Source organism: Prescottella equi (genome assembly GCF_020171745.1).
GTDB classification, from domain to species: Bacteria; Actinomycetota; Actinomycetes; order Mycobacteriales; family Mycobacteriaceae; genus Prescottella; species Prescottella equi_A.
In genome coordinates this window covers 151,082-173,862 of record NZ_JAIVAH010000023.1, presented here as the reverse complement: position 1 = coordinate 173,862, position 22,781 = coordinate 151,082, and the positions used below count along the sequence as shown (strand labels likewise).

The 22,781-nt window shown below is 69.4% G+C and carries 20 protein-coding genes; 12 read left to right on the top strand and 8 right to left on the bottom strand.

Features of this window, described 5'->3' with window-relative positions; genetic code table 11:
• Positions 1-50 precede the first annotated feature (50 nt).
• Entirely contained in the window at positions 51-1,796 is a 1,746-nt protein-coding gene (locus tag LCL87_RS20120) for a DEAD/DEAH box helicase (RefSeq protein ID WP_225023078.1), read from the bottom strand.
• Between the two features lie 262 nt (positions 1,797-2,058).
• Between LCL87_RS20120 and LCL87_RS20115 the strand changes: the two genes are divergently transcribed.
• Positions 2,059-3,171, top strand: a complete 1,113-nt coding sequence (locus LCL87_RS20115; protein ID WP_225023076.1) for a YihY/virulence factor BrkB family protein — start codon at positions 2,059-2,061, stop codon at positions 3,169-3,171.
• Here LCL87_RS20115 and LCL87_RS20110 read toward each other — a convergent pair.
• The gene (locus tag LCL87_RS20110) at positions 3,141-3,380 is read right to left on the bottom strand and encodes a DUF3039 domain-containing protein (protein ID WP_225023074.1); all 240 of its coding nucleotides are present in this window, start codon (positions 3,378-3,380) and stop codon (positions 3,141-3,143) included. The two genes, LCL87_RS20115 and LCL87_RS20110, sit on opposite strands and share 31 nt — an antisense overlap.
• 59 nt (positions 3,381-3,439) lie before the next feature.
• Here LCL87_RS20110 and LCL87_RS20105 point away from each other — a divergent pair, with 59 nt between their 5' ends.
• The 3 genes from LCL87_RS20105 to LCL87_RS20095 all read left to right on the top strand — a co-directional run bounded on the left by LCL87_RS20105 (position 3,440) and on the right by LCL87_RS20095 (position 6,442).
• On the top strand, positions 3,440-3,796 hold the full coding sequence (locus tag LCL87_RS20105) for a DUF3099 domain-containing protein (RefSeq protein ID WP_225023072.1): 357 nt from the start codon (positions 3,440-3,442) through the stop codon (positions 3,794-3,796).
• A gap of 47 nt (positions 3,797-3,843) precedes the next feature.
• Positions 3,844-5,322 (top strand): DUF7782 domain-containing protein, encoded by a 1,479-nt coding sequence (locus LCL87_RS20100; protein ID WP_225023070.1) that lies wholly within the window; start codon positions 3,844-3,846, stop codon positions 5,320-5,322.
• A 151-nt stretch (positions 5,323-5,473) separates the two neighbouring features.
• Complete coding sequence (locus LCL87_RS20095; RefSeq protein WP_225023068.1) at positions 5,474-6,442, top strand: sigma-70 family RNA polymerase sigma factor; 969 nt, start codon at positions 5,474-5,476, stop codon at positions 6,440-6,442.
• A gap of 141 nt (positions 6,443-6,583) precedes the next feature.
• Here the strand turns inward: LCL87_RS20095 and LCL87_RS20090 are convergent, their stop codons facing one another.
• Entirely contained in the window at positions 6,584-9,280 is a 2,697-nt protein-coding gene (locus LCL87_RS20090; protein ID WP_225023066.1) for a bifunctional GNAT family N-acetyltransferase/acetate--CoA ligase family protein, read from the bottom strand.
• Positions 9,273-10,547: an acetoin utilization protein AcuC gene (locus LCL87_RS20085; RefSeq protein ID WP_225023064.1), complete on the bottom strand. Its 1,275-nt coding sequence runs from the start codon at positions 10,545-10,547 to the stop codon at positions 9,273-9,275. The genes LCL87_RS20090 and LCL87_RS20085 overlap by 8 nt, the downstream gene beginning before the upstream one ends.
• A 176-nt stretch (positions 10,548-10,723) precedes the next feature.
• On the opposite strand from LCL87_RS20085, the gene LCL87_RS20080 reads away from it, so the two are divergent.
• Positions 10,724-11,410 carry an iron-dependent transcriptional repressor DtxR gene (locus LCL87_RS20080; protein ID WP_225023062.1) on the top strand — a complete coding sequence of 229 codons (687 nt, stop codon included), beginning with the start codon at positions 10,724-10,726 and terminating at the stop codon, positions 11,408-11,410.
• A 45-nt stretch (positions 11,411-11,455) separates the two neighbouring features.
• Entirely contained in the window at positions 11,456-12,451 is a 996-nt protein-coding gene (galE, locus tag LCL87_RS20075; protein ID WP_225023060.1) for a UDP-glucose 4-epimerase GalE, read from the top strand.
• On the opposite strand, the gene LCL87_RS20070 is transcribed toward galE, so the two are convergent.
• Together LCL87_RS20070 and LCL87_RS20065 are read right to left on the bottom strand one after the other, a co-directional pair.
• Positions 12,448-13,560 (bottom strand): DUF4192 domain-containing protein, encoded by a 1,113-nt coding sequence (locus LCL87_RS20070; RefSeq protein WP_225023058.1) that lies wholly within the window; start codon positions 13,558-13,560, stop codon positions 12,448-12,450. The two genes, galE and LCL87_RS20070, sit on opposite strands and share 4 nt — an antisense overlap.
• A 150-nt stretch (positions 13,561-13,710) precedes the next feature.
• Positions 13,711-14,391: a DUF5642 family protein gene (locus LCL87_RS20065; RefSeq protein WP_225023056.1), complete on the bottom strand. Its 681-nt coding sequence runs from the start codon at positions 14,389-14,391 to the stop codon at positions 13,711-13,713.
• A gap of 212 nt (positions 14,392-14,603) precedes the next feature.
• Between LCL87_RS20065 and LCL87_RS20060 the strand changes: the two genes are divergently transcribed.
• The 5 genes from LCL87_RS20060 (at position 14,604) to LCL87_RS20040 (ending at position 20,506) form a co-directional block, all read left to right on the top strand.
• Positions 14,604-15,584, top strand: a complete 981-nt coding sequence (locus tag LCL87_RS20060; RefSeq protein WP_225023055.1) for a PAC2 family protein — start codon at positions 14,604-14,606, stop codon at positions 15,582-15,584.
• Between the two features lie 178 nt (positions 15,585-15,762).
• Complete coding sequence (locus tag LCL87_RS20055) at positions 15,763-16,800, top strand: alpha/beta fold hydrolase (RefSeq protein WP_225023053.1); 1,038 nt, start codon at positions 15,763-15,765, stop codon at positions 16,798-16,800.
• 75 nt (positions 16,801-16,875) lie between these two features.
• The gene (locus LCL87_RS20050) at positions 16,876-19,395 is read left to right on the top strand and encodes a DEAD/DEAH box helicase (protein ID WP_225023051.1); all 2,520 of its coding nucleotides are present in this window, start codon (positions 16,876-16,878) and stop codon (positions 19,393-19,395) included.
• 73 nt (positions 19,396-19,468) lie between these two features.
• Positions 19,469-20,119, top strand: coding sequence for a TMEM198/TM7SF3 family protein (locus LCL87_RS20045; RefSeq protein WP_225023049.1), 651 nt, complete (start codon positions 19,469-19,471; stop codon positions 20,117-20,119).
• A gap of 87 nt (positions 20,120-20,206) precedes the next feature.
• A complete protein-coding gene (locus LCL87_RS20040) occupies positions 20,207-20,506 on the top strand; it encodes a DUF1540 domain-containing protein (protein ID WP_225023047.1) in 300 nt (99 codons plus the stop codon).
• Between the two features lie 39 nt (positions 20,507-20,545).
• Here the strand turns inward: LCL87_RS20040 and LCL87_RS20035 are convergent, their stop codons facing one another.
• Complete coding sequence (locus LCL87_RS20035; RefSeq protein WP_225023045.1) at positions 20,546-20,977, bottom strand: DUF5997 family protein; 432 nt, start codon at positions 20,975-20,977, stop codon at positions 20,546-20,548.
• A 73-nt stretch (positions 20,978-21,050) separates the two neighbouring features.
• Here LCL87_RS20035 and LCL87_RS20030 point away from each other — a divergent pair, with 73 nt between their 5' ends.
• On the top strand, positions 21,051-21,821 hold the full coding sequence (locus tag LCL87_RS20030; RefSeq protein ID WP_225023043.1) for a LysR substrate-binding domain-containing protein: 771 nt from the start codon (positions 21,051-21,053) through the stop codon (positions 21,819-21,821).
• A 25-nt stretch (positions 21,822-21,846) separates the two neighbouring features.
• Here the strand turns inward: LCL87_RS20030 and LCL87_RS20025 are convergent, their stop codons facing one another.
• Positions 21,847-22,779: a LysR substrate-binding domain-containing protein gene (locus tag LCL87_RS20025; protein WP_225023041.1), complete on the bottom strand. Its 933-nt coding sequence runs from the start codon at positions 22,777-22,779 to the stop codon at positions 21,847-21,849.
• Positions 22,780-22,781: the final 2 nt, after the last annotated feature.

Genomic DNA, 22,781 nt, shown 5'->3' with positions numbered 1-22,781 from the left:
GCGGGCGACCACCATCGGTGGTCGCCCGCTTCGGCGTTTCCGGGGCTTCGTCACCACTGCCGCAGCGTCGCGATCCGATCGGTGAGCTGTTCCACCGTCGCGATGGCCGTCGGCGGACCGCCACAGGCGCGGCGCAGTTCGCCGTGGATGATGCCGTGCGGCTTACCGGTCCGGTGATGATGCATCGCCACGAGCGAGTTCAGTTCGCGGCGCAGATTCGCCAGCTGACCGGCCGAGGCCACCCGCTCCGCGACCTGCGCGACCTGCGGGACCGGTGGCGGCACCGGGGCCTCCGCGCCAGCGGCGGGCTTGTCGATCTGGCTCTGCTGCCGCTGCCGCAGCAGCGCGCGCATCTGGTCGGCGTCGAGCAGACCGGGCAGACCCAGATAGTCGGCTTCCTCGTCGGATCCGGAGAACGTGGCGGTTCCGAACGAGGAACCGTCGTAGATCACCTGGTCGAGTTCGGCGTCCGCGCCGAGCGAGGTGAACGCCTTCTCCTCCTCGCCGAGCTCGTCCTTCTGCTTGTTCGCGTCCGCGAGCAGCTCGTCGTCGAGACCGTCCTTCTCCCGGTGCGGCTTGCCCAGGATGTGGTCGCGCTGCGCCTCGAGCTGGCTGGCCAGGTCGAGCAGGACCGGAACGGACGGCAAGAACACACTCGCCGTCTCCCCCTTCACCCGCGAACGCACGAATCGTCCGATGGCCTGCGCGAAGAACAGCGGGGTGGACGCGCTGGTGGCGTACACGCCGACGGCGAGCCGGGGCACGTCGACGCCCTCCGACACCATGCGCACCGCCACCATCCACGCCTGCGTGCTCTTGGAGAACTCCGCGATCCGCTTCGACGCGGTGGGGTCGTCGGACAGGATCACCGCGGGCGCCTCGCCGGTGATCGCCTCGAGCTGCTTGGCGTAGGCGCGGGCCACCGTCTGGTCGGTCGCGATGACCAGACCGCCCGCGTCCGGCATGCCGCCGGCACGCAGCTGGCCGAGCCGGGTGTTCGCGGCGGTCAGCACCGACGGGATCCAGTCGCCGGCCGGGTCGAGTGCGGTGCGCCACGCCCGGGCCGTCTGCTCGGCGTTGAGCGGCTCCCCGAGCCGGGCGGCGAACTCCTCACCGGCGCTGTTGCGCCAGCGGGCCTCGCCCGAATACGCGAGGAACACGACCGGGCGGACGACGCCGTCGGCGAGCGCGTCGGAGTAGCCGTACGTGTGGTCGGCCTTCGACCGCTGGTGGCCCTCGTTGTCCGGCTCGTAGGTCACGAACGGAATCGGGCTGTCGTCGCTGCGGAACGGGGTTCCGGTGAGCGCCAGGCGGCGGGTTGCGTCGCCGTACGCGTCGCGGATCGCCTCACCCCAGCTCTTCGCGTCGCCACCGTGGTGGATCTCGTCGAGGATCACCAGGGTGCGCCGCGCCGCGGTGCGGGCGTGATGCTTGAACGGGTGCGACGCGACCTGTGCGTACGTGACGACGACGCCGTGGTAGTCCGCCGACGTCTGTCCGGTCGAATTCGAGAAGTTCGAGTCGAGCGCGATGCCGTTGCGCGCGGCCGACTCGGCCCACTGGTGCTTGAGGTGTTCGGTGGGCGCGACGACCGTGATCTGGTCCACGGTCCGATCGCGCAACAGTTCGGCCGCCACCCGCAGCGCGAAGGTGGTCTTGCCGGCACCGGGCGTCGCGACCGCGAGGAAGTCCCGAGGCTTGGTGGCCAGGTACTTGGTGAGGGCGCGCCGCTGCCATGCTCGGAGGGAGCTGGTGGGAGCAGGTGCAGTTTCGACAGTTCCGGGTTCAGCGCTCACATCGCACCTCGCCACAGGATTCGCACAGTTGTTCCCACTCCTTGCTTCGCCGACGGGGGTCACGGCTGCTGCCACGGCACGGTCTCGGAGCCCCGATCTCCGGCAACGACCCCCGAGGAGCCTAGCGCCCGCCACCGACCGTTTCAGCATCAGCCGTGGTGGCGTCGGACGCGCCGGTCGAACCTCCGGTGGCAGAATCATTCGCGACACGGGCGCACCCCACCGAGCATCTCGACGCGTTGTCAGGAATCCTGGAAGCATCATGAGCGAGACTCCGGCAGCGACGAGGCACCGACCGCTGCGGCGGTGTGCGCAGGTTGTCGGCCGGACGGCGAGCAAGGCCTGGGGCGATTCGATCTTCGGCAAGTCCGCGACGGCCGCGTTCTGGCAGACGCTCTCGCTGCCCCCGCTACTGCTGGGCCTGCTCGGCAGCCTCGGCTACGTCGGCGGCTGGTTCGGCCCCAACACCGTCGAGATCATCCAGTCGAAGATCATCACCTTCAGCCACAGCGCGTTCAGCGAGAACGTGGTGGACCAGATCATCGAACCGACCGTCACCGACGTCCTCAGCCGCGGCCGGCCCGAGATCATCTCGGCGGGCTTCCTACTGTCGCTGTGGGCAGGATCATCCGCGATCTCGACGTTCGTCGACTCGATCGTGGAGGCGCACGGACAGAAGGACGCGCGTCATCCCGTGTGGCAGCGGGTGTTCGCGCTCCTGTTGTACGTGGGGTTCCTGATTCTCTCGGTCTTCACGCTCCCCCTCGTCGCACTCGGCCCCACCATGATCGGCCGAGTACTCCCGGAGTCGTGGCATGCGTTCGGGTCGGAGGTGGTGGACACGTTCTACTACCCCGCGGTGGGCCTGCTGCTCATCATCGGCCTGACGACGCTGTACAAGGTCGCGCTGCCGAAGTCGCTCCCGTGGCACCGTCTGCTGGCCGGCGCCCTGGTGGCAGGAGTGTTCTTCATGGCGGCGAGCACGGTGCTGCGCCTCTACCTGAGCTGGGTGACCGGCACCGGGTACACCTACGGCGCGCTGGCGACGCCCATCGCGTTCCTGCTCTTCACGTTCTTCCTGGGATTCGCGGTGGTGCTCGGTGCCGAGTTCAACGCCACCATCCAGGAATTCTGGCCCGCGCGCGCCACCCGCATGGAGCAGGTCCGCGACTGGATCGCCGCGCAGGCCGCGGTCGACGCGTCCGACGAAGCCGGTCCGGTCACTGCGATCACCCGACGGATCGCGACCGGACCGATCCGCTTCACGTCTGATCGGTCACAGTCCGCGGACACCGAAACGGCGGACGCGCCCGACTGCGGCGCATCCACCGAGGAGTCGGCGACTCAGTCGCCGCCCTTGCGCAATCCGTCGTAGATCTTCTTGCACTCCGGGCACACCGGGGAGCCGGGCTTCGCGGACTTGGTGACCGGAAATACCTCGCCACACAGCGCGACGACGTGCGTTCCCATGACCGCACTCTCGGCGATCTTGTTCTTCTTCACATAGTGGAAGAACTTCGGGGCATCGTCGTCCGTCGTCTCGTCGGTGGTGGTGTCGGGACGTTCCTTCGTCAAAGTGCTCACGCCTCAATAATGCCGCAAGCGCATGTGCAATTGCCGCCCGAGAGTGCAACAGTGGAACCATGGCAAGAACATCGGGGTTCGGCGACTCCGCAGAGAGCGGCACACCCCGCCACCCGGCACTGATCACCGAGGCGCAGCAGTCCATCGAGGATCAGCACCGGGCGCGCGTGAAGAAGTACCTGACGATCATGTCGTTCCGGATTCCCGCGCTGATTCTCGCGGCCCTCGCGTACGGCGCATTCGGGAGCGCCTGGATCTCGGTCGGCATCATCGCGCTGTCGATCCCGCTGCCGTGGATCGCGGTCCTCATCGCGAACGACCGGCCGCCCCGCTCCAAGGACGAGCCCAGCCGGTACGACAACCGCAACTCGGCCCGCGCCATCGAATCACGGACCGACCGCACCATCGAGGGATGACTCGCGCGGCAGGCCGGTCGTGACCTGACGGCTGCAACAATGCTCGCGTGACCCGTGATCTCCTGCTGTCCGTGTGCGCCCCCCTTCGTGCGGCGCTGACGCGCTGCAAGTTCGACACCGACTCGATCCTCGAACTCCTCGGACCCGAGGCCCACGCGGCCCTGGACCGGCACGAACCGGTGCCGGTCCGCCGCGCGTCCGCAGACGGCGGCGAACTGGGCCTGCTGGTGCGACTGTTCCTGCTCGGTGACGACTGCGATGCCGGTGCCGTCGCGGCCGCGCTGAGCCCGCTCGGCATCGACGACGCCGTCGCGGCCGGACTGCTCTCGCGCGCCGGCGACGTCGTCCGCGCCGAACTCGATCTGCGCCCACTGGACCTGGGCACCGGCACCCGCTGGGTGCTGTCCGATCTCGACGGCTCGATGCGGCCGCGCCCCACCGCCGACGACCACGTCATCGGTGTCGGGCATGCGTCCCTGTCGTTGCTGCAGGGCACCCCGAGCCGACCGGTCGGCACCGTGCTCGACGTGGGCACCGGCTGCGGCATCCAGGCGCTGCGTGCCGCGGACTACGCGGGCACCGTGACCGCGACCGACGTCAACGCGCGTGCAACCGACCTGACCGCGGCCACGGCGGCACTCAACGGACTCGAGTTCGAGATCCTCGAGGGTTCGTGGTTCGAGCCGGTCGCGGGCCGGACGTTCGACCAGATCGTCGCGAACCCGCCGTTCGTGGTCAGCGAGGCCCGCGTGGTCAACAGCTACCGCGACTCGGGCCTGGACCTCGACGGCGCAAGCGAACTGATGATCTCCCGCGCGGCGGACCATCTCGCGCCCGGCGGGACGGCCGCGATGCTCGCGTCGTGGCTGCACGTCGACGGCGAGGACTGGCGTCACCGGGTCGCGTCGTGGCTGCCGGCCCATGGCGTCGACGCGTGGATCGTCCAGCGCGACGTCGCCGACCCCGCCCTCTACGTGGGGACGTGGCTGCGCGACGGTGGCGGGGATCCGCGAGATCCTGCGGTGCAGGCCCGGGCCGAGGCGTGGCTCGATCACCTCGCCGAGGCCGACGTCGAGGGTGTCGGGTTCGGCTTCGTCTACCTGCGACGCACGGATGCGCCGTCGGACATCCTGTGCGAGGACCTGCGGCACGGCTTCAGCGATCCACTCGGCGACGAGGCGCTCGCCTACTTCGACCGCCTCGCGTGGCTGCGCGAGCACGACGTACTGGAGTCACGGTTCACCGTGCGCCCCGATACCGCCCTCGAACGCGTGTTCCTGCCCGGCGACGACGGCTGGAACCAGGTGGTCGCACGGGTGCACCGCGGCAACGGCCCGCGGTGGCAGCACGAAGTGGACGATCTGGCGGCGGCCCTGCTCGCGGGAATGCGCGGCGACGGACTGGCGTTGGAAGAACTCGTCACGCTCCTCGCCTTCGCGAACGACGAGGACGAGGAGTCCCTGACCGCCTCCGCGATTCCGCTGGTGCACTCGTTGGTCCGTCACGGGTTGATCGAACCCGCCTGACGCGTTCCCGGGCGCGCACCTTCTCAGGAACTTCTCAGGGGACCTCGGCGATACCTGCAGGTCAGGGGCGGCAACGACGAATCGTCCGGGGAACTTTCCCGGACCGTCGAAGCGTTGAGGGATATGAGACACCCCGATGAGGAGGCACGTCATGACAAGCCCCAGCACCACTCGACCCCGCGCCACCGGTTCCGATCTGGACAGCCAGAGCCCGGCAGCAGATCTCGTTCGCGTCTATCTGAACGGGATCGGCCGCACGGCACTGCTCACCGCTGCGGACGAGGTCGATCTGGCGCGGCGGATCGAGGCGGGGCTGTATGCCGCGCACGTCCTCGCGACCAAGAAGCGGCTGACGGCGGTCAAGAAGCGCGACCTCGCCACCATCGTGCGGGACGGAGAAGCGGCCCGGCGTCATCTCCTCGAGGCCAACCTCCGCCTCGTGGTGTCGCTCGCCAAGCGCTACACCGGCCGCGGTATGCCGCTCCTGGACCTGATCCAGGAAGGCAACCTCGGGCTGATCCGAGCGATGGAGAAGTTCGACTACGCCAAGGGCTTCAAGTTCTCGACGTACGCCACGTGGTGGATCCGTCAGGCGATCACGCGCGGCATGGCCGATCAGAGCCGCACGATCCGGCTCCCCGTCCATCTCGTCGAGCAGGTCAACAAGCTCGCCCGGATCAAGCGCGAACTGCACCAGCAGCTCGGCCGCGAGGCCACTGACGAGGAGCTGTCGCAGGAGTCGGGGATCCCCGAGCACAAGATCGCCGACCTGCTCGACCACAGCCGCGACCCGGTGAGTCTGGACATGCCCGTCGGCAACGACGAGGAGGCGCCGCTCGGCGACTTCATCGAGGACTCCGAGGCGACGTCGGCGGAGAACGCGGTGATCGCCGGGCTGCTGCACAGCGACGTCCGCAGCGTCCTGGCCACCCTCGACGAGCGCGAGCAGCAGGTGATCCGCCTGCGCTACGGCCTCGACGACGGCCAGCCGCGCACCCTCGACCAGATCGGCAAGCTGTTCGGGCTCTCCCGCGAGCGCGTGCGGCAGATCGAGCGCGAGGTGATGGGCAAGCTCCGTCAGGGTGAGCGCGCCGATCGCCTGCGTGCCTACGCGAGCTGACCCCTCCGATCACCTTCTCGGCCTTCTCACTGGCTTCCCGGCCGGTCTCCGTCCCTCCCCCTCGGGTTCGGAGATCGGCCGGGTTTCGTTGTGTCGGGGCACTTCGGCGGGTCGGGGCACTGCCGGCCCTTCAGTGGTGGGTCACCACTCCCGGAGCCGACGCGGACCGAGGTCTGCCATGCTCGGCTCGGGTCCGATCCGCACCCTGGCGTCGGTGACCTGGGCGCCCTCGGCGGACGCGAGCACCGGCTCGCAGGCGAGCGATCGCACCTCGGGCAGGTCGTCGGCCAGTGCCGACACCCGCTGGACCAGGTCGACGAGCGCCTGCTTGTTCACCGGCGCGGCGCTGCGGTACCCGGACAGCAGGGGCGCGGCCTTGGGCGCGTCGATCAGTTCGGCCGCCTCGTCCTCCGTCAACGGCAGCACCCGGTACGCGCGATCCCCCAGCAGATCGGAGATCACGCCGGCCAGACCGAACGAGATGAGCGAACCGAACGACGGGTCGTCCTGCACCCCGACGACACAACCGATGCCCTTGGTCGCCATCTTCTGGACGTGCAGCAGCGGCTCCCCCGACGCTGCCGCGAGGTCGCGGTACGCGAGCCGCACCGAGTCCGGTCCCACCAGATCCAGCCGCACGCCGCCGAGATCGGGGCGGTGCCGCCACAGCTCGCCGGTCGCCTTGACCGCGACCGGATATCCCAGTTCGTCGGCCGCCGCGACCGCCTCGTCCGCGGTGGTCGCGGCACGGAACTCGACCACGTGGACGCCGTAGCACGCGAGCAGCTGCGCGGCCTCGAAGTCCGACAGCCACCGGCCGTTCGACTCCCCCAGCCAGCCCTCGACGAGGGTGCGGGCCCGGTCGGGATCGATGCCGTTGGGTCGGACCACCTTCGAGACCGGCCGACCCCGCCAGGCGGCATAGCGCCACGCGCGGGCCAGGGCCAGCGCCGCCCGTTCGGGGCCGGGGAACGACGGCACCGACCCCCGCGTCGGATGGCCGTCGGGCCCGCGGACCGCGAGCACGTCCGGAATGCCCTCGGCCGCGAGGAACGTGGTGAGGATCGGCTTGTCGGTGTCGACGACGGCCTCCCGCAGCGCCTGCGCGTACGGTTCGACGGCAACTGCGACGGGCGGCGCGAAGACCGCGATGACGGCGTCGACGTCGAACGACGCGAGCGCGGTCGACACCGCGGCCGCGAACACCTCGGGGGTGGCCTGCGCGCCGAGGTCGACCGGCTCGCCCACCTGCAGGCCCTCGCGGCGCGCCGCGTCGACGGCCAGCACACCCAGCGCGGTCGAGTTGCCGACAACCGCGACCCGGGGCCCCGCCGGCAGCGGCTGGTACCCGAACAGCATCGCGCAGTCGAAGAGCTGCGAGATCGAGCCGACCTGCACGACGCCGGCCTGCTCGAACAGCGACCGCACGATCGAGTCGTCCATCTCGACGCCGGTCGCGGCGAGCGCCGGGGGCACCGCGTGCCGGCCGCTCTTGACGGCGACGATCGGTTTGTTGCGGGCGACGCGGCGGGCGATGCGGGAGAACTTGCGGGGATTACCGAAGCTCTCCAGGTACAGCAGCACCACCTCGGTGTCGGGATCGGTGTCCCAGTACTGCAGCAGGTCGTTGCCGGAGACGTCCGCGCGGTTGCCGGCCGAGACGAACGTCGACAGGCCCAGGTGCCGTTTCGCGGCCTGGTCCAGAATCGCGATGCCGAGTGCGCCGGACTGGCAGAAGAACCCGACCCGACCCGGCTTGGGCAGCACAGGCGCGAGTGTCGCGTTCAGCGACACGGCCACGTCGTTGTTCGCGACCCCGAGCGCGTTCGGCCCGATCAAGCGCATGCCGTGCGCGCGGGCCGCGTGCACGAGGCGGCGCTCGGAATCCCTTCCGTCGGGCCCGGTCTCGCCGAATCCCGCCGACACCACCACGAGCGCCTTGACGCCCTTGGCGAGACAGTCGTCGAGCACCGCGTCGATCGACTCGGCCGGGACCGCCACGACGGCGAGGTCGACGTCGTCGGGGATGTCGCGCACCGTCGGATAGGCGCGGACACCGCGCACCGATCGGTGTTCGGCGTTGACCGGGTAAACGGGGCCGGAGAAGTTGCCCTGCAACACGTTCGCCAGGACCGCATTGCCGACCTTGGAACTGTCGGTGGAGGCGCCGATCACGGCCACCGATCGTGGGCTGAGCACGTTGCGGACGCTGCGGGCCTCGGCGGCGCGCTCCCGCGAGTTCCGCACCGACAACAGCGCCTCGGTCGGGTCGATCGCGAACTCGAGGCGCAGCACGCCCCCGTCGAAACTGCGGCTGACCTGATATCCGGCCTCACGAAACACGGAGACCATATTGCGGTTCTCGGCCAGGACCTCGGCGACGAACATGTTCAGACCGTTCTCGGCGGCCGCACCCGCGAGGTGCTCGAGCAGGATCGGTCCGAGGCCGCGGCCCTGGTGCGCGTCGGCCACGACGAACGCGACCTCGGCGGAGCGTCCGTCGCCGACGTCGAGCAGGCGTTCGTAGCGGCCCACCGCGATGATCTCGTCGCCGAGGATCGCGACGAACGCGACGCGGTTGCGATGATCGACCGTCGTGAAGTTCACGATGTCGCGCTTGGACATGGTCGGGTACGGGCCGAAGTAGCGCAGATAGCGGGTGCGTTCGGACAACTTGCCGTGGAACTCGACCAGCTTGTCGGCGTCCTCGGGAACGATCGGACGCAGGTGCACGACACCCCCGTCCGACGCGAGCACGTCCGCGAGCCAGTGCCGCGGAAAGTTCCGTGCGCGTTCGAGATCGACTTCCTTGCCGTCTTGGGCGGTGCCGTCAGTCACGGGGATCCTCCGGATCGAGGCCGAGCAGTGGGAATGCGGCGCGGCGGGTCGCGATGATCGCCGCGTCGATGCGGGTGAGGGCGCGGTCCATCGAGGCGACGCCGGTCTCGGGCGTCCCTCCGGGGCCGTCCCACGGCAGGTACTTCGTGTCGCCGCCCTCGCCCATCGTCGTGGGCAGATCGACGCTGGGAGCGATGGCGTGTGCCTTCTCACGCCAGCTGTCGGGGATCGCCGTGGCGGGGTCGATCTCGCGGTCGAGAGCGGCGGCGATGAGATGGGTCCACGATCTCGGCACGACCCGGACCAACCCGTACCCGCCACCGCCGACCGCGAGCCAACGCCCCTCCGCGTACCGGTCGGCGAGGTCGCGCATCGCGAGGTACGCGGCACGCTGACCGTCGACGGTCAGGGCAAGATCCGCCAGCGGGTCCTCGCGGTGATTGTCGGCGCCACACTGGCTGATCACGATCTGCGGCCGGAATCCCGCGATCGCGGCCGGCACCACCGCATGGAATCCCCTCAGCCACAGCGCATCACTGGTGCCGGGCAGGACCGGAAGGTTGATCGCGGTGCCCTCGGCGGCACCGGCTCCCACCTCGCTCGACCACCCGGTGTTCGGCCACAACGTGGCCGGGTGCTGGTGGATCGAGATGGTCATCACCCGCGGGTCGCCGAGGAACGCGTGCTGGACGCCGTCACCGTGGTGCGCGTCGATGTCGACGTAGGCGATGCGGTCGAAGCCGTTGTCCAGCAACCAGGAAATGGCGATCGCGGCGTCGTTGTAGACACAGAATCCGGAGGCCCAGTCCGCCATCGCGTGATGCATACCGCCGCCGATGCTCACCGCGCGCCGGGCGCGGCCGGACGCGATCTCCTTGGCGGCGGCGAGCGAACCGCCCGCGAGCACCGCGCTGGCCTCGTGCATCCGGGGAAAGATCGGGTTGTCGTCGGTGCCGAGTCCGTGCCGCGTCTCGAGCTCCGGTGGCAGTGCCCCGTCGCCTGCCTCGCCCGCGAGTTTGACCGCGTCTATGTAGGCGGGGGTGTGGATGCGGAGCAGGTCGGCGTCGGAGGCGGCGTCGGGGCGCACGACCTCCGCGGCGTCGATCAACCCCAGTCCGTCGGCGAGCGCCATCGTGAGGTCGAGGCGGGTCGGGTTCATCGGATGCTGCGGACTCCAGCGATAGCTGAGATAGTCCGGACTCCAGACCACGACGCGATCCGAACCGGTGGTTGCTGTGCCCCTACCGGGACCTGACGACACGGCCATTCACCCAAGTTACTTGGCGCGGCGTCGCCCGCGCGAGGCGCCACGAACAGTGTCGACAGGGCCGTCCGGAGGAGCTCTCGCTCCGGCGCCTGCGCGACGCGTTTCGCCTCGGTGCCGGAGCGGGACCGACAAACCGAAATGCCCGGTAGAATCACCCGAGACGAAGGGGTGTGAGAGTGAAGGATCTGGTCGACACCACGGAGATGTATCTCCGGACGATCTACGACTTGGAAGAAGAGGGCGTCGTCCCGCTCCGCGCGCGGATCGCCGAACGACTCGAGCAGAGCGGTCCGACCGTGAGCCAGACGGTTGCCCGCATGGAGCGCGACGGGCTGCTGCAGGTGGCGGGTGACCGCCATCTCGAGCTGACCGACAAGGGCCGCAACCTCGCGGTCGCAGTGATGCGCAAGCATCGCCTCGCCGAGCGCCTGCTCGTCGACATCATCGGCCTCGAGTGGGACCAGGTGCATGCCGAGGCATGCCGCTGGGAGCACGTGATGAGCGAGGACGTCGAACGCCGCCTCGTCGAGGTACTGAAGAACCCGACGACCTCGCCGTACGGCAACCCGATCCCGGGTCTGGCGGATCTGGGTCTGGACCGGCCGTCCGGCAACGCGGAGACGCTGATCCGGCTCACGGACGTGCCGCCCGGCAAGCCGACCGCCGTGGTGGTGCGCCGCCTCGCCGAACACGTCCAGTCCGATCCGGAACTGATCGGCCAGCTGCGCGAAGCAGGCGTGGTCCCCGATGCCCGGGTTACAGTCGAGACCCGACCAGGCTCGGTGACGATCACCGCGTCCGGTCACGACGAATTCGACCTTCCTGAGGAAATGGCCCACGCCGTCCAGGTGAAGCAGGTCTGACACCTCGCTTCGCGTGTTCGGTTGCGGCACGCGAGGAGATGAACTGTGAGACTTCTGGTTACCGGCGGCGCGGGATATGTCGGCAGCGTGTGCACCACCGTGCTGCTCGAGCGTGGCCACGAGGTGGTCGTCGTCGACGACCTCTCGACCGGAAACGCCGACGCCGTGCCGGCGGGTGCGGAGTTCATCGAGGGTGACATCGCTGCTGTTGCCGGGTCCGTGCTCGGATCCGGCAACAGCACACCCCGTTTCGACGGAGTGCTGCATTTCGCCGCACAGTCGTTGGTCGGCGAGTCCGTCGAGCGTCCGGAGCAGTACTGGCACGGCAACGTCGTGACGACGCTGGCTCTGCTCGAGGCGATGCGGCTGTCGGGCACACCGCGCCTGGTGTTCTCGTCCACCGCGGCGACCTACGGCGAGCCGGAGCGCACGCCCATCACCGAGGACGCGCCGACCCGTCCGACCAACCCGTACGGCGCCACGAAGCTCGCGATCGACCACGCGATCACGTCGTACGCGAACGCACACTCGCTCGCCGCGACCAGCCTTCGCTACTTCAACGTCGCCGGCGCCTACAAGGGTGCAGGCGAGAACCGGGTCGTCGAAACACATCTCATCCCCCTCGTGCTCCAGGTCGCGCTCGGCCAGCGCGAGAAGATCTCGGTGTTCGGCACCGACTGGCCGACCAAGGACGGCACCGCGGTGCGCGACTACATCCACGTACTCGATCTGGCCGACGCGCACCTGCTGGCGCTGGAATCGTCGGTCGCCGGACAGCACCGCATCTACAACCTTGGCAGCGGCGCCGGATTCACTGTCCGCGAGGTTATTTCGGCCTGCGAGCGCGTGACCGGCCTGCCGATCGCCGCCGAGGACGCACCCCGGCGCGCGGGTGATCCTGCCGTGCTGATCGCGTCCAGCGACCGCGCCGTCGACGAACTCGGCTGGCGCCCGGCACACACCGACCTCGACGAGATCGTCTCCGACGCCTGGAAGTATCTGCAGGCCCTGGGCGACCGGGCGCACGCCGCCCGCCGCTAGTCCGCCGTCGGCGGCAGACGCACCCCGAGGTCGGCCGCGGTATCGCGCCCGACATCGGCGAGTTCGCGCAGGACGCCCGGGCGTACGCCACGTTGCAGGGCGTCGTCGAGGAGATTGGCCAGACGATGGCAGGGGTCGGCCGTGAGCGCTGCGCACAGCGCGACCCCCGCCATCGGCCCGTCACCCCGCAGGTACGCACTGAAGCCGAGAAGCGCTAGCGGTTCGGCCCGTTCGGGCTCGGGCAGTGCGCGCGCCAAGGCGATCCACAACTGCTCGGCAGCGTCCGCGTCGTCGCCGGCCGACAGCGCGAGCAGCGCATCTCGCACGCGCGGATTCTCCAGCACGAGAGCGAGTTCCGCGCATTCCTCGGGTGTCACCTCGTCACCCGACGCGGTCTGCGCGATCCGGGCGAGCACCCGCTCGAGGCAGTGCCGGTCGGCGCCGATCGGATCGGTGGCGGTCCGCGCCACCCCGGCTCCGCGCGCGATCCGGTCCCGCGCGTCGTCGATGAGGTGGGCGACACGCTGCTGGTCGTCGAGCGGATCCGGGACCAACACGGCCTCGAGTTCGTCTCGGGAGGATCGGATCGCGCGGCCCCCGAGAACCTGGGCGAGTGCCACCCTCGACGAGGTCGGGTCCGGGAGCGCTCCACGTACGCTCCCCGCGAGGTCCGTCCACGGGGCACCTGCCGCGATGCGGGCGACGAGATGGGTCGCGGCAAGCTCGATTCCCCGTACCCCGAGCAGTTCGGCGAACGCCGCCGCGATCTCCCCGTGGGTCACGAGATCGCTCGACTCGGGACGGTCGGGTAGGCGGTCGTCGACCATGACGACCAGGATCTGGTCGGCTCCTTCCCGGACGGCCACCGCGGTGAACTGCTCGAGGACGATGCGCATCACCGCGGGCTCACCAGGCCGGAGATCGTGCCGCATCACCGCGCCGACCGAGGTGCCGGCCAGGCAGATCACGACGAGCGACCGGTGCGGGTGGAAGCCGAGCAGGGCGGGCACCGCACTGATGAGGTCCCCGGGATCGGAGATGCGAACGGCATGAGCCGTACGCGGGTCGTGTGGACAGGGTGAACCGTGTGCCGAGGTCGGTGTCGTCATGCCACGACCATGCCGCGTGAACCGGACGAGGTGTTCGCCGCGACCTGGGACGATGCCCGCCCTGTGGATGACGGCGACGCCTGTGCAGAACCCGGCTTTCCGGCCGCGCGAGGCGCCCCCCTGTCGGGGTGATGTGTTAGCGCCGGGACCTCAACCGGCGCGGACCTTCTGCACCGCCGCGGTGAAGAGTTCGTCGAGGACCGCGGCGTCGTCCCCGCCCGGTTCGGCACCGAACGACATGTAGGTGGCCTGGATCCGCACGTCGTCGACCTGCGCGATCAGGGTGAGCATCGATTGGGTCACCGTCCCGCCCGGCCCGCCGGATTCGACTGTCCGGCGCAGTGCGAGCGTGTCGTCCGCCTCGATCCGGGGCGGTGGGGTGATCGTGGTCCGCACCGCTACGTCGACGCCGTTCGCGGTCGCGGTCACGTCGGGGCATTCGACCAGTTGCGCCCCGAGTTCCGCGAGTGGAGTCGCCACTCGGACCAACTCGATCGTGACGGTCGACCGGGTCACCGAATCCGTACCGACCGCCATCACGGTTCCGTTCGGGGTGAAGTCCTGCTGCGGCGGTTTGCAGCCCGGTGGGACGACCCGCGCGCCGGGCGCGATCCCGGCGAGGTCCGGCGCCGCCTGCGAAACCGCTTGCGCGGGAAGGACGACCGCGGGGTATGCGGTCGGGAAGGCCGCCGGCTCGAGCAACAGTTCACCGAGCGGCCGGGACGTGACCGAGCCCTGGGTCGGCGTCGCGGTGCCGGAGACCACCGTCCCGCATCCGGCAACGAGCACGATCGAACCCAGCACGAGCGCGCAGAGCATGCGCTTCCTCATGTGGCGCCCTCCTGCACGATTGACTCGCGGTCCTGCCCGTCCGCCACACCCTGTCACACAGCCGGACCGGACGGAATGATTCGCGGGCCGCCGTTGTTGGTCCACTGACGGCGGGTACCGACCCTCGCCGCGGGCCTCCCCGGCTCCCGTTTAGAACGACGGGACCCCGTGAGGGACACTGGAAGAAGACGTTCGAAGGAAAAGGAGCCGTCATGGACGAGCAGTCGAAGATGTACGAGCTGGAATTCCCGGCACCGCATCTGTCCTCGGCCGACGGCCAGGGTCCGGTGCTGATCCACGGACTGGAGGGCTTCTCCGACGCCGGACATGCGGTGAAGCTGGCCACCAAGCACCTGCGCGAGAGCCTCGAGACCGAACTGGTCGCGTCGTTCGCGGTGGACGAGCTGATCGACTACCGATCGCGGCGCCCCACCATGACCTTCAAGGCCGACCACTTCTCGGACTTCGACGCGCCCCAGCTGAACCTGTATGCGCTGAAGGACACCGGCGGAACCCCGTTCCTGCTTCTCGCGGGCATGGAACCCGACCTGCGCTGGGAGCGGTTCACCACCGCGGTCCGGCTGCTCGCCGAGCAGCTTGGTGTCCGCCGGACGGTCGGCATCAACGCGATTCCGATGGCCATCCCTCACACCCGGCCGCTGAGCGTGACGGCGCACTCGACCAACAAGGAGTTGATCAAGGATCACCACCGGTGGTCGGGCGAACTCCAGGTACCGGGCAGCGCGTCGTCGCTCCTCGAACTCCGGATGAGCCAGCACGGACACGAATCGGTGGGCTTCTCCGTGCACGTGCCCCACTACCTCGCCCAGACCGAGTACCCGGCCGCCGCCGAGACACTGCTCGAGAACGTGATGGAGATCGCGGACCTCGCGCTGCCTCTGGTCGCCCTCGGTGAGGCCGCCGCCCGGGTGCGCGAGCAGATCGACGAGCACATCACCTCGAACGAGGAGGTCCAGTCGGTGGTGAAGGCGCTCGAGAACCAGTACGACTCGTACGTGGCCGCACAGGAACAGCAGTCGACCCTGCTCGCGAGCGACGAGGACCTCCCGAGCGGCGACGAACTCGGCGCCGAGTTCGAGCGTTTCCTCGCCGAGCACGCGCGCCGCGGGGACGAAGCCGGCGACCCCGGAGCCGAGACGGACGACGAGCGGGGCACCGACGAGCCGAACTGACGGCCGAACAGCGCCCAGTTGGTCGTTGGTCCAGGTAGTGTGAAGTCCGAAACCTTTCCGTTATCCGAAGTCACACTCACGACTCTTGGGCCGCATAGCCTCTCGGTGCACGGATATACTCGGACGATCGATATCTGAGCGGTGCCCGCTGTGCCGGGCGACGGCTTCAGGAGGCGATATGAGCGACTGTCGCACGCGCGTGCTCCGCCCGGTGCCCGACACCGAGCCACGCCTGCTGTTCCGCACGATCCACGGCTACCGGCGTGCCTTCCGCATGGCCGGCGAGGGCCCGGCCGTCCTCCTACTGCACGGCATCGGCGACAACTCGTCCACCTGGAGCGAGATCATCCCGCACCTGGCGCAGAACCACACCGTCATCGCACCGGACCTGCTCGGCCACGGCCGTTCGGACAAGCCGCGCGCCGACTACTCGGTGGCCGCGTACGCGAACGGGATGCGGGATCTGCTGTCGGTCCTCGGGATCGACCGGGTGACCCTTGTCGGGCATTCGTTGGGCGGCGGTGTCGCGATGCAGTTCGCGTACCAGTTCCCTCACATGGTCGACCGTTTGGTGCTGGTGTCGGCGGGCGGCGTCACCAAGGACGTCCATCCGCTGCTGCGGCTCATCTCGATGCCCGTCGTCAACGAGGCGCTCAAGCTGCTGCGGCTTCCCGGCGCGATGACCGCCGTCCGGGCGATCGGCGACGTCGTCTCCCGGGTGCACGGTTCCCCGCTGCGCCCGGGCACCATGCTGCACGACACGCCCGATCTGATCCGGGTACTCGGCGCACTGCCGGACCCCACCGCCTACGAGGCGTACCTGCGGACGCTGCGGTCCGTCGTGGACTGGCGTGGGCAGGTCGTGACGATGCTCGACCGCTGCTATCTGACGGAGAATCTGCCCGTCCAGCTCATCTGGGGTGCGCGCGACTCGGTCATCCCGGTCAGCCACGCGCGACTCGCGCATTCGGCGATGCCGGGCTCGCGTCTCGACGTCTTCGAGGACGCGGGCCACTTCCCGTTCCGGGACGACCCGATGCGCTTCCTCGATGTGCTCGAGGGTTTCCTGGAATCGACGCCGCCGCTCGAATTCGACGGGGACCGTTGGCGTGCCCTGCTGACGAATGGCGCCGGCGAGTCCACGATCACCGGTGCTCCCGAGACCCGGATGGCGGTGCTCGACGCGATGGGGTCCGACGAGCGCAGCGCCACCTGACCGACGGCCGACGCACCCACCGGTCCGGAATGCCCGCCTGGCCCTCCTGTCCTTGCGAGGCTCTAGCCTGTAACGGTGCTGCTTCCCGATCTGCTCCCCGACACCGTCGACGCTTCCGACGTCGATGCCGACGCCCTGTTCGACGCGTTCACCTCGTGGACGAGCGATCGTGGCCTGCAGTTGTACCCGGCGCAGGAGGAAGCCCTCATGGAGCTGGTCTCCGGGGCGAACGTGATCCTGGCGACGCCCACGGGGTCGGGGAAGTCGATGGTGGCGCTCGGCGCCCACTTCTTCGCACTCGCCGAAGGCCGTCGCACGTTCTACACCGCGCCCATCAAGGCGCTGGTGAGCGAGAAGTTCTTCGCGCTGTGCGAGGTGTTCGGGGCCGACAAGGTCGGCATGATGACCGGCGACGCGTCGGTGAACTCGTCGGCGCCGATCATCTGCGCGACCGCCGAGATCGTCGCGAATCTCGCGCTGCGCGAGGGCGCGGGCTCCGACATCGGCCAGGTCGTGATGGACGAGTTCCATTTCTATTCGGAGCCGGACCGCGGCTGGGCGTGGCAGGTGCCGCTGATCGAGTTGCCGCAGGCCCAGTTCCTGTTGATGTCGGCGACGCTCGGCGACGTCACGCACCTGCGTGAGGACCTCACGCGCCGGACCGGACGCCCGACGACGGAGGTATCGGGCTCCGAACGCCCCGTGCCACTGCATTTCTCGTACTCGCAGACCCCGATCGGCGAGGAGATCGAGGAACTCGTCACCACCCACCAGGCCCCGGTGTACGTCGTGCACTTCACGCAGGCGGCCGCGCTCGAGCGCGCCCAGGCACTGACCAGTGTCAACCTGTGCAGCCGCGCCGAGAAGGACGCGATCGCCGAGGCGATCGGGGCATTCCGGTTCACCACGGGCTTCGGAAAGACGTTGTCGCGCCTGGTCCGTCACGGCATCGGCGTGCACCACGCGGGCATGCTCCCGAAGTACCGCCGGCTCATCGAACGCTTGGCGCAGGACGGCCTGCTCAAGGTCATCTGCGGCACCGACACCCTCGGCGTCGGCATCAACGTGCCGATCCGCACCGTGCTGCTGACCGGCCTGACGAAGTTCGACGGCACCCGCACCCGCCAGTTGCGGGCCCGCGAGTTCCACCAGATCGCCGGGCGCGCGGGCCGGGCCGGCTTCGACACGATGGGCACGGTCGTCGTGCAGGCTCCCGAGCACGAGATCGAGAACGTGCGGGCGCTCGCGAAGGCCGGCGACGACCCGAAGAAGCGCCGCAAGGTGCAGCGCAAGAAGGCGCCCGAGGGGTTCGTCTCGTGGGGCGAGGGCACGTTCGACAAGCTGATCGTGGCCTCTCCCGAACCTCTCGTCTCGAGGTTCTCGGTGAGCAACTCGATGCTGCTCAACGTGATCGCCCGCCCCGGCAACTGTTTCCAGGCGATGCGCCATCTGCTCGAGGACAACCACGAGCCGCGTCCGGCCCAGCGCAAGCACATCCTCAAGGCCATCCGGCTCTATCGCGGACTGCTGCAGGCGGGCATCGTGCAGCAGCTCGACGAGCCGGACGCGCACGGCCGCATGGCCCGGCTCACGGTGGACCTGCAGCGCGATTTCGCGCTCAACCAGCCGCTGTCGCCGTTCGCGCTCGCGTCGCTCGAACTGCTCGATCCCGAATCCCCCAGCTACGCACTCGACGTGGTGTCGATCATCGAATCGACCCTCGACGATCCGCGACAGATCCTCATGGCGCAGCAGCACGCGGCGCGCGGCGAGGCGGTCGCCGAGATGAAGGCCGACGGCATCGAGTACGAGGAGCGCATGGAGCTCCTCGAGGAGATCACCTGGCCGAAGCCGTTGGCGGACCTGCTGTTTCCCGCGTTCGAGACGTACCGCGCCGGGCATCCGTGGATGAGCGAGTTCGCCCTCTCCCCCAAGTCGGTGGTCCGCGACATGGTCGAGCGATCCATGACGTTCGCCGAGCTCGTGAGCCACTACGGCCTCGCCCGCTCGGAGGGCCTGGTCCTGCGGTATCTCGCCGACGCGTATCGCGCTCTGCGGCAGACTGTTCCGACCGAGGCCAGGACCGAGGAAATCGAGGACCTCACCGAGTGGCTCGGTGAGCTGATCCGCCAGGTCGATTCGAGCCTGCTCGACGAGTGGGAGCAGCTCACCAACCCGGGCGCCGAGTCCGACGACCAGCAGGTGGCGTTCGGCGCCGACATCCCGCGGCCCATCACCGCGAACACCCGCGCCTTCAAGGTGATGGTGCGCAACGCGATGTTCCGCCGTGTCGAGCTGGCGTCGCGGCACCGCTGGGCCGAACTCGCCGAACTCGGCGACGGCCTCGACGCCGACGACTGGGCCGACCTGCTGGAGTTGTACTTCGACGAGTACGACGAGATCGGGACCGGCCCGTCGGCGCGCGGGCCGCTGCTGTTCCAGGTCACCGTCGAACCGACGCTGTGGCGGGTCCGTCAGGTCCTCGAGGATCCGAACGGCGACCACGGCTGGGCGCTGCTCGGCGAGGTCAACCTGGCCGAGTCAGACGCGGCCGGCGAGGTCGTCTTCGACGAATTCGAGGTCGCCGAGGGCTGATTCGGCCCGAGGCATCCGCGTGTTACCCAGCGGGTTCCCGTGAAAACCGACCGTTCCGGACTACGGTCGCGGTATGACCGACATCGTGCTGGGCATCCTCGCCGTATTGGCCGGAGCCGTGTTCTGCTTCCGCGGCCTTCCTGCGATGCGCATCGTCATCGCATTCTGGGGTGCCTTCGCCGGTTTCGGCCTCGGTGCGGCACTGGTCGCCGCGATCGGTGGGGACGGCTACCTGTCGACCGGGCTGGGCTGGATCGTCGGCGTCCTCGTCGCGATCCTGTTCTCCGTCCTCGCGTACCTCTACTACACGGTGGCCGTCGTCCTGGCGATGGCATCGGCGGGATTCGCCCTCGGCGCCGGTGTGACGGTGGCGCTGGGCGTGACGTGGAACTGGGTGATCGTGCTCGTCGGCGCACTGATCGGGATCGCGCTGGCGGTGCTCGCCCTGGCAGCGGATCTCCCGGCCGTGCTGCTGATTATCGTCAGCGCCCTCGGTGGAGCGGTTGCCATCGTCGGCGGCGCGATGCTCCTGACCGGTGTGCTCGACGCCGCGGACTTCGGACACGCGTCGATCACCCGCACCGTCGACGACGACTGGTGGTGGTACGCGTTCTACCTCGTGCTCGCCGTCGCGGGCGTGGTGGCGCAGCTGCAGTTCCTCGGTCGTGAACGGTCACTGCGCGCGCAGTGGCAGCAGGTCCCCGAGTACACCCAGTCCGCTTAGGGCAGCCCATCCTTGCTGGTCAGGCCACCAGCGCGCGGATACCGTGAGGTGGCACGAGGACAACCGTCGAGATGTCCGGAGGGCCACATGACCACGATGGAAATGCCCCACGTCACCGACTGTTCGGTGACCAAATGCTCCTACAACCACGACGGCTGCCACGCCTTCGCGATCAATGTCGCGGGCAGCAATGGCAGCGCCGACTGCGAGACCTTCATCCCGCTGTCCACCAAGGGTGGGCTCGACACCGTGACGAGCATGGTCGGGGCCTGCCAGCGCGCCGACTGCAAGCACAATCGCAATCTCGAGTGCAGCGCCACCGAGATCCGTGTCGGCGCCGGCGCCGGCGACCACGCGGCACGCTGCCTCACCTTCAGCCCCCGCTGACCCGGCCGGGTCCGAACGCGGCCCGGCCGGGGCGGAGATCTACGCGGACGGCTTGAACGGTCCGGCGTTGCGAGGCCTGCGGTTGGACTCCTCGCGCTTGGCGGCCTGCTGCTCGCGGATCCGCTTCTCGTCCTTGCGGACCTCGACGAGGTTGGCGCGCTCGGCGACGAGCCAATCGGGCTGGTCGGCGAGCAGCGCGTCGATCTGCGCGGTGGTGAGCGCCTCGTCGACGCCGCCGCGGGTGAGGCCGGAGATGGAGACGCCGAGCTTCGCGGCGACGACGTCCTTCGGGTGCGGGCCCTCCTTACGGAGAGTGGTGAGCCACTCCGGCGCGTTCGCCTGCCACTCGTTGAGTTCGTCGCGGGTCACCACACCGTCCTGGAACTCGGCGGGGGTGGCCTGGAGGTACACACCCAGCTTCTTCGCCGCGGTCGCGGGCTTCATCGTCTGGGGGGTCTTCTGCGACGTCATGCGTCAAGGGTATCGAGCACGGGTGAGGCGGCTGCACGGGCGGCTCCCGAGACCCTCCGGGTAGCCTTGGCCGGTGACCGAGGCGACTGCATCCCGACCGTTCCGGCTCGCATACGTTCCCGGTGTCGTCCCCGCGAAATGGGTTCGCATCTGGGGCGAGCGTGTGACCGATACCCCGCTCGAACTGGTGGCCGTCGATGCTGCCGACGCACCGGTGGCCCTGCACGAGGACCGCGCCGACGCGGCACTGCTGCGACTGCCGATCGACCGGGACGGGCTGAGCGTCATCGCGCTCTACGAGGAGGTCCCGGTCGTCGTGGTTCCCAAGGACCACGTGTTCACGGCCGCCGACGAGGTCGCCCTCGCCGACCTCGCCGAGGAACTGGTCCTCGACCCGCTCGACACGCCGCTCGTGTGGGACACGCTCCCGGGACGCGCGGCTCAGGATCGCCCCGTGACGACGGGCGACGCGATCGAGCTGGTTGCCGCCGGCGTCGGGGTCGTGGTGGTGCCGATGTCGATCGCCCGCCTGCACCATCGCAAGGATCTGACGTATCGCCCCGTCGCCGAGGCGCCCGAATCACAGGTGGCGCTGTCGTGGGCAGCGGATCGCACGACCGAACTGGTCGAGGAGTTCATCGGCATCGTGCGCGGACGAACCGCCAACAGCTCACGTGGACCCAACCCGCACGAGACCCCGAAGACCAAGGAGAGGGCGCCGCGGACGGCCAAGCCGCACACCGCGAAACAGCAGCCGGCCAAGGCAGGCAAGGCGCGCGCCCAGGACTCGCGTCGCGGCAAGCCCGGCAGCAAGGCCAAGCCGGGCGGACGCAAGCGGCGCTAAGTCGCCGCCGCGAATCGGTGCGGCGTCAGGCGGGCATGGTGACGACCCCCGCCGGCGCCGAGGCCCGCAACAGCCCGGCCAGCTGCCGGTAGCCCTCGGCCCGACCGCTCGAGGCCCGGAAGACGAGACCGACGGTCCGCCCCGGGGCCGGCGAGGCGAAACGGGCGGTACCGAGGTCGCCGCGCCGCGTCTCGACCGGCACCGCCGAGTCCGGGACCAGCGTCACTCCCAATCCCCCTGCCACGCACTGCACGACGGTCGCGAGCGAGGTCGCCCGGGTGTCCCCGGAGAGCGGGTGCGCGTCCACCGAGCGGCACAGGTCCAACGTTTGATCACGCAGGCAGTGCCCCTCGTCGAGGAGCAGTAGGGGCAGCTCGTCGAGCACCTGCAGGGGCAGATCGTCGCGTCCGGCGAAGACGTGCTCCCGCGGGAGTACGACGACGAAGTCTTCCCGGTAGAGCGGGATCTCGATCAGACCGGGCGCCTCGGACGGCAACGCGAGGACGGCGACGTCGATCGCACCGGCACGGAGGGACTCGAGCAGCCGAGCGGTCTGGTCCTCGATGACCTGCGGCACCAGGGCCGGCATCTCCCGCCGGATCGCGGGCAACAGCGCCGGCAACACGTACGGGGCGACGGTCGGGATCAGACCGATGCGCAACGGGCCGACGAGGCTGTCCCCCACCCCCGCTGCCGCGGCGACGAACCCGTCCGCGGCATCGAGGATCAGCTTGGCCTGCGCGAGCAGCTGCTCACCGGCCGCGGTGACCAGGACCCGTCGGGTGCTGCGCTCGATCAACTGCACCCCCAGACCGTTCTCGAGCGACGCGAGCGACTGGGACAGGGTCGGCTGGCTCACGCTCAACCGCGCGGCGGCGGTGCCGAAGTGGCGGTATTCGGCCACCGCGACGAAGGCCCGCAGCTGCGACAGTGTCGGTTGATAGGTCCCATCAGCCATAC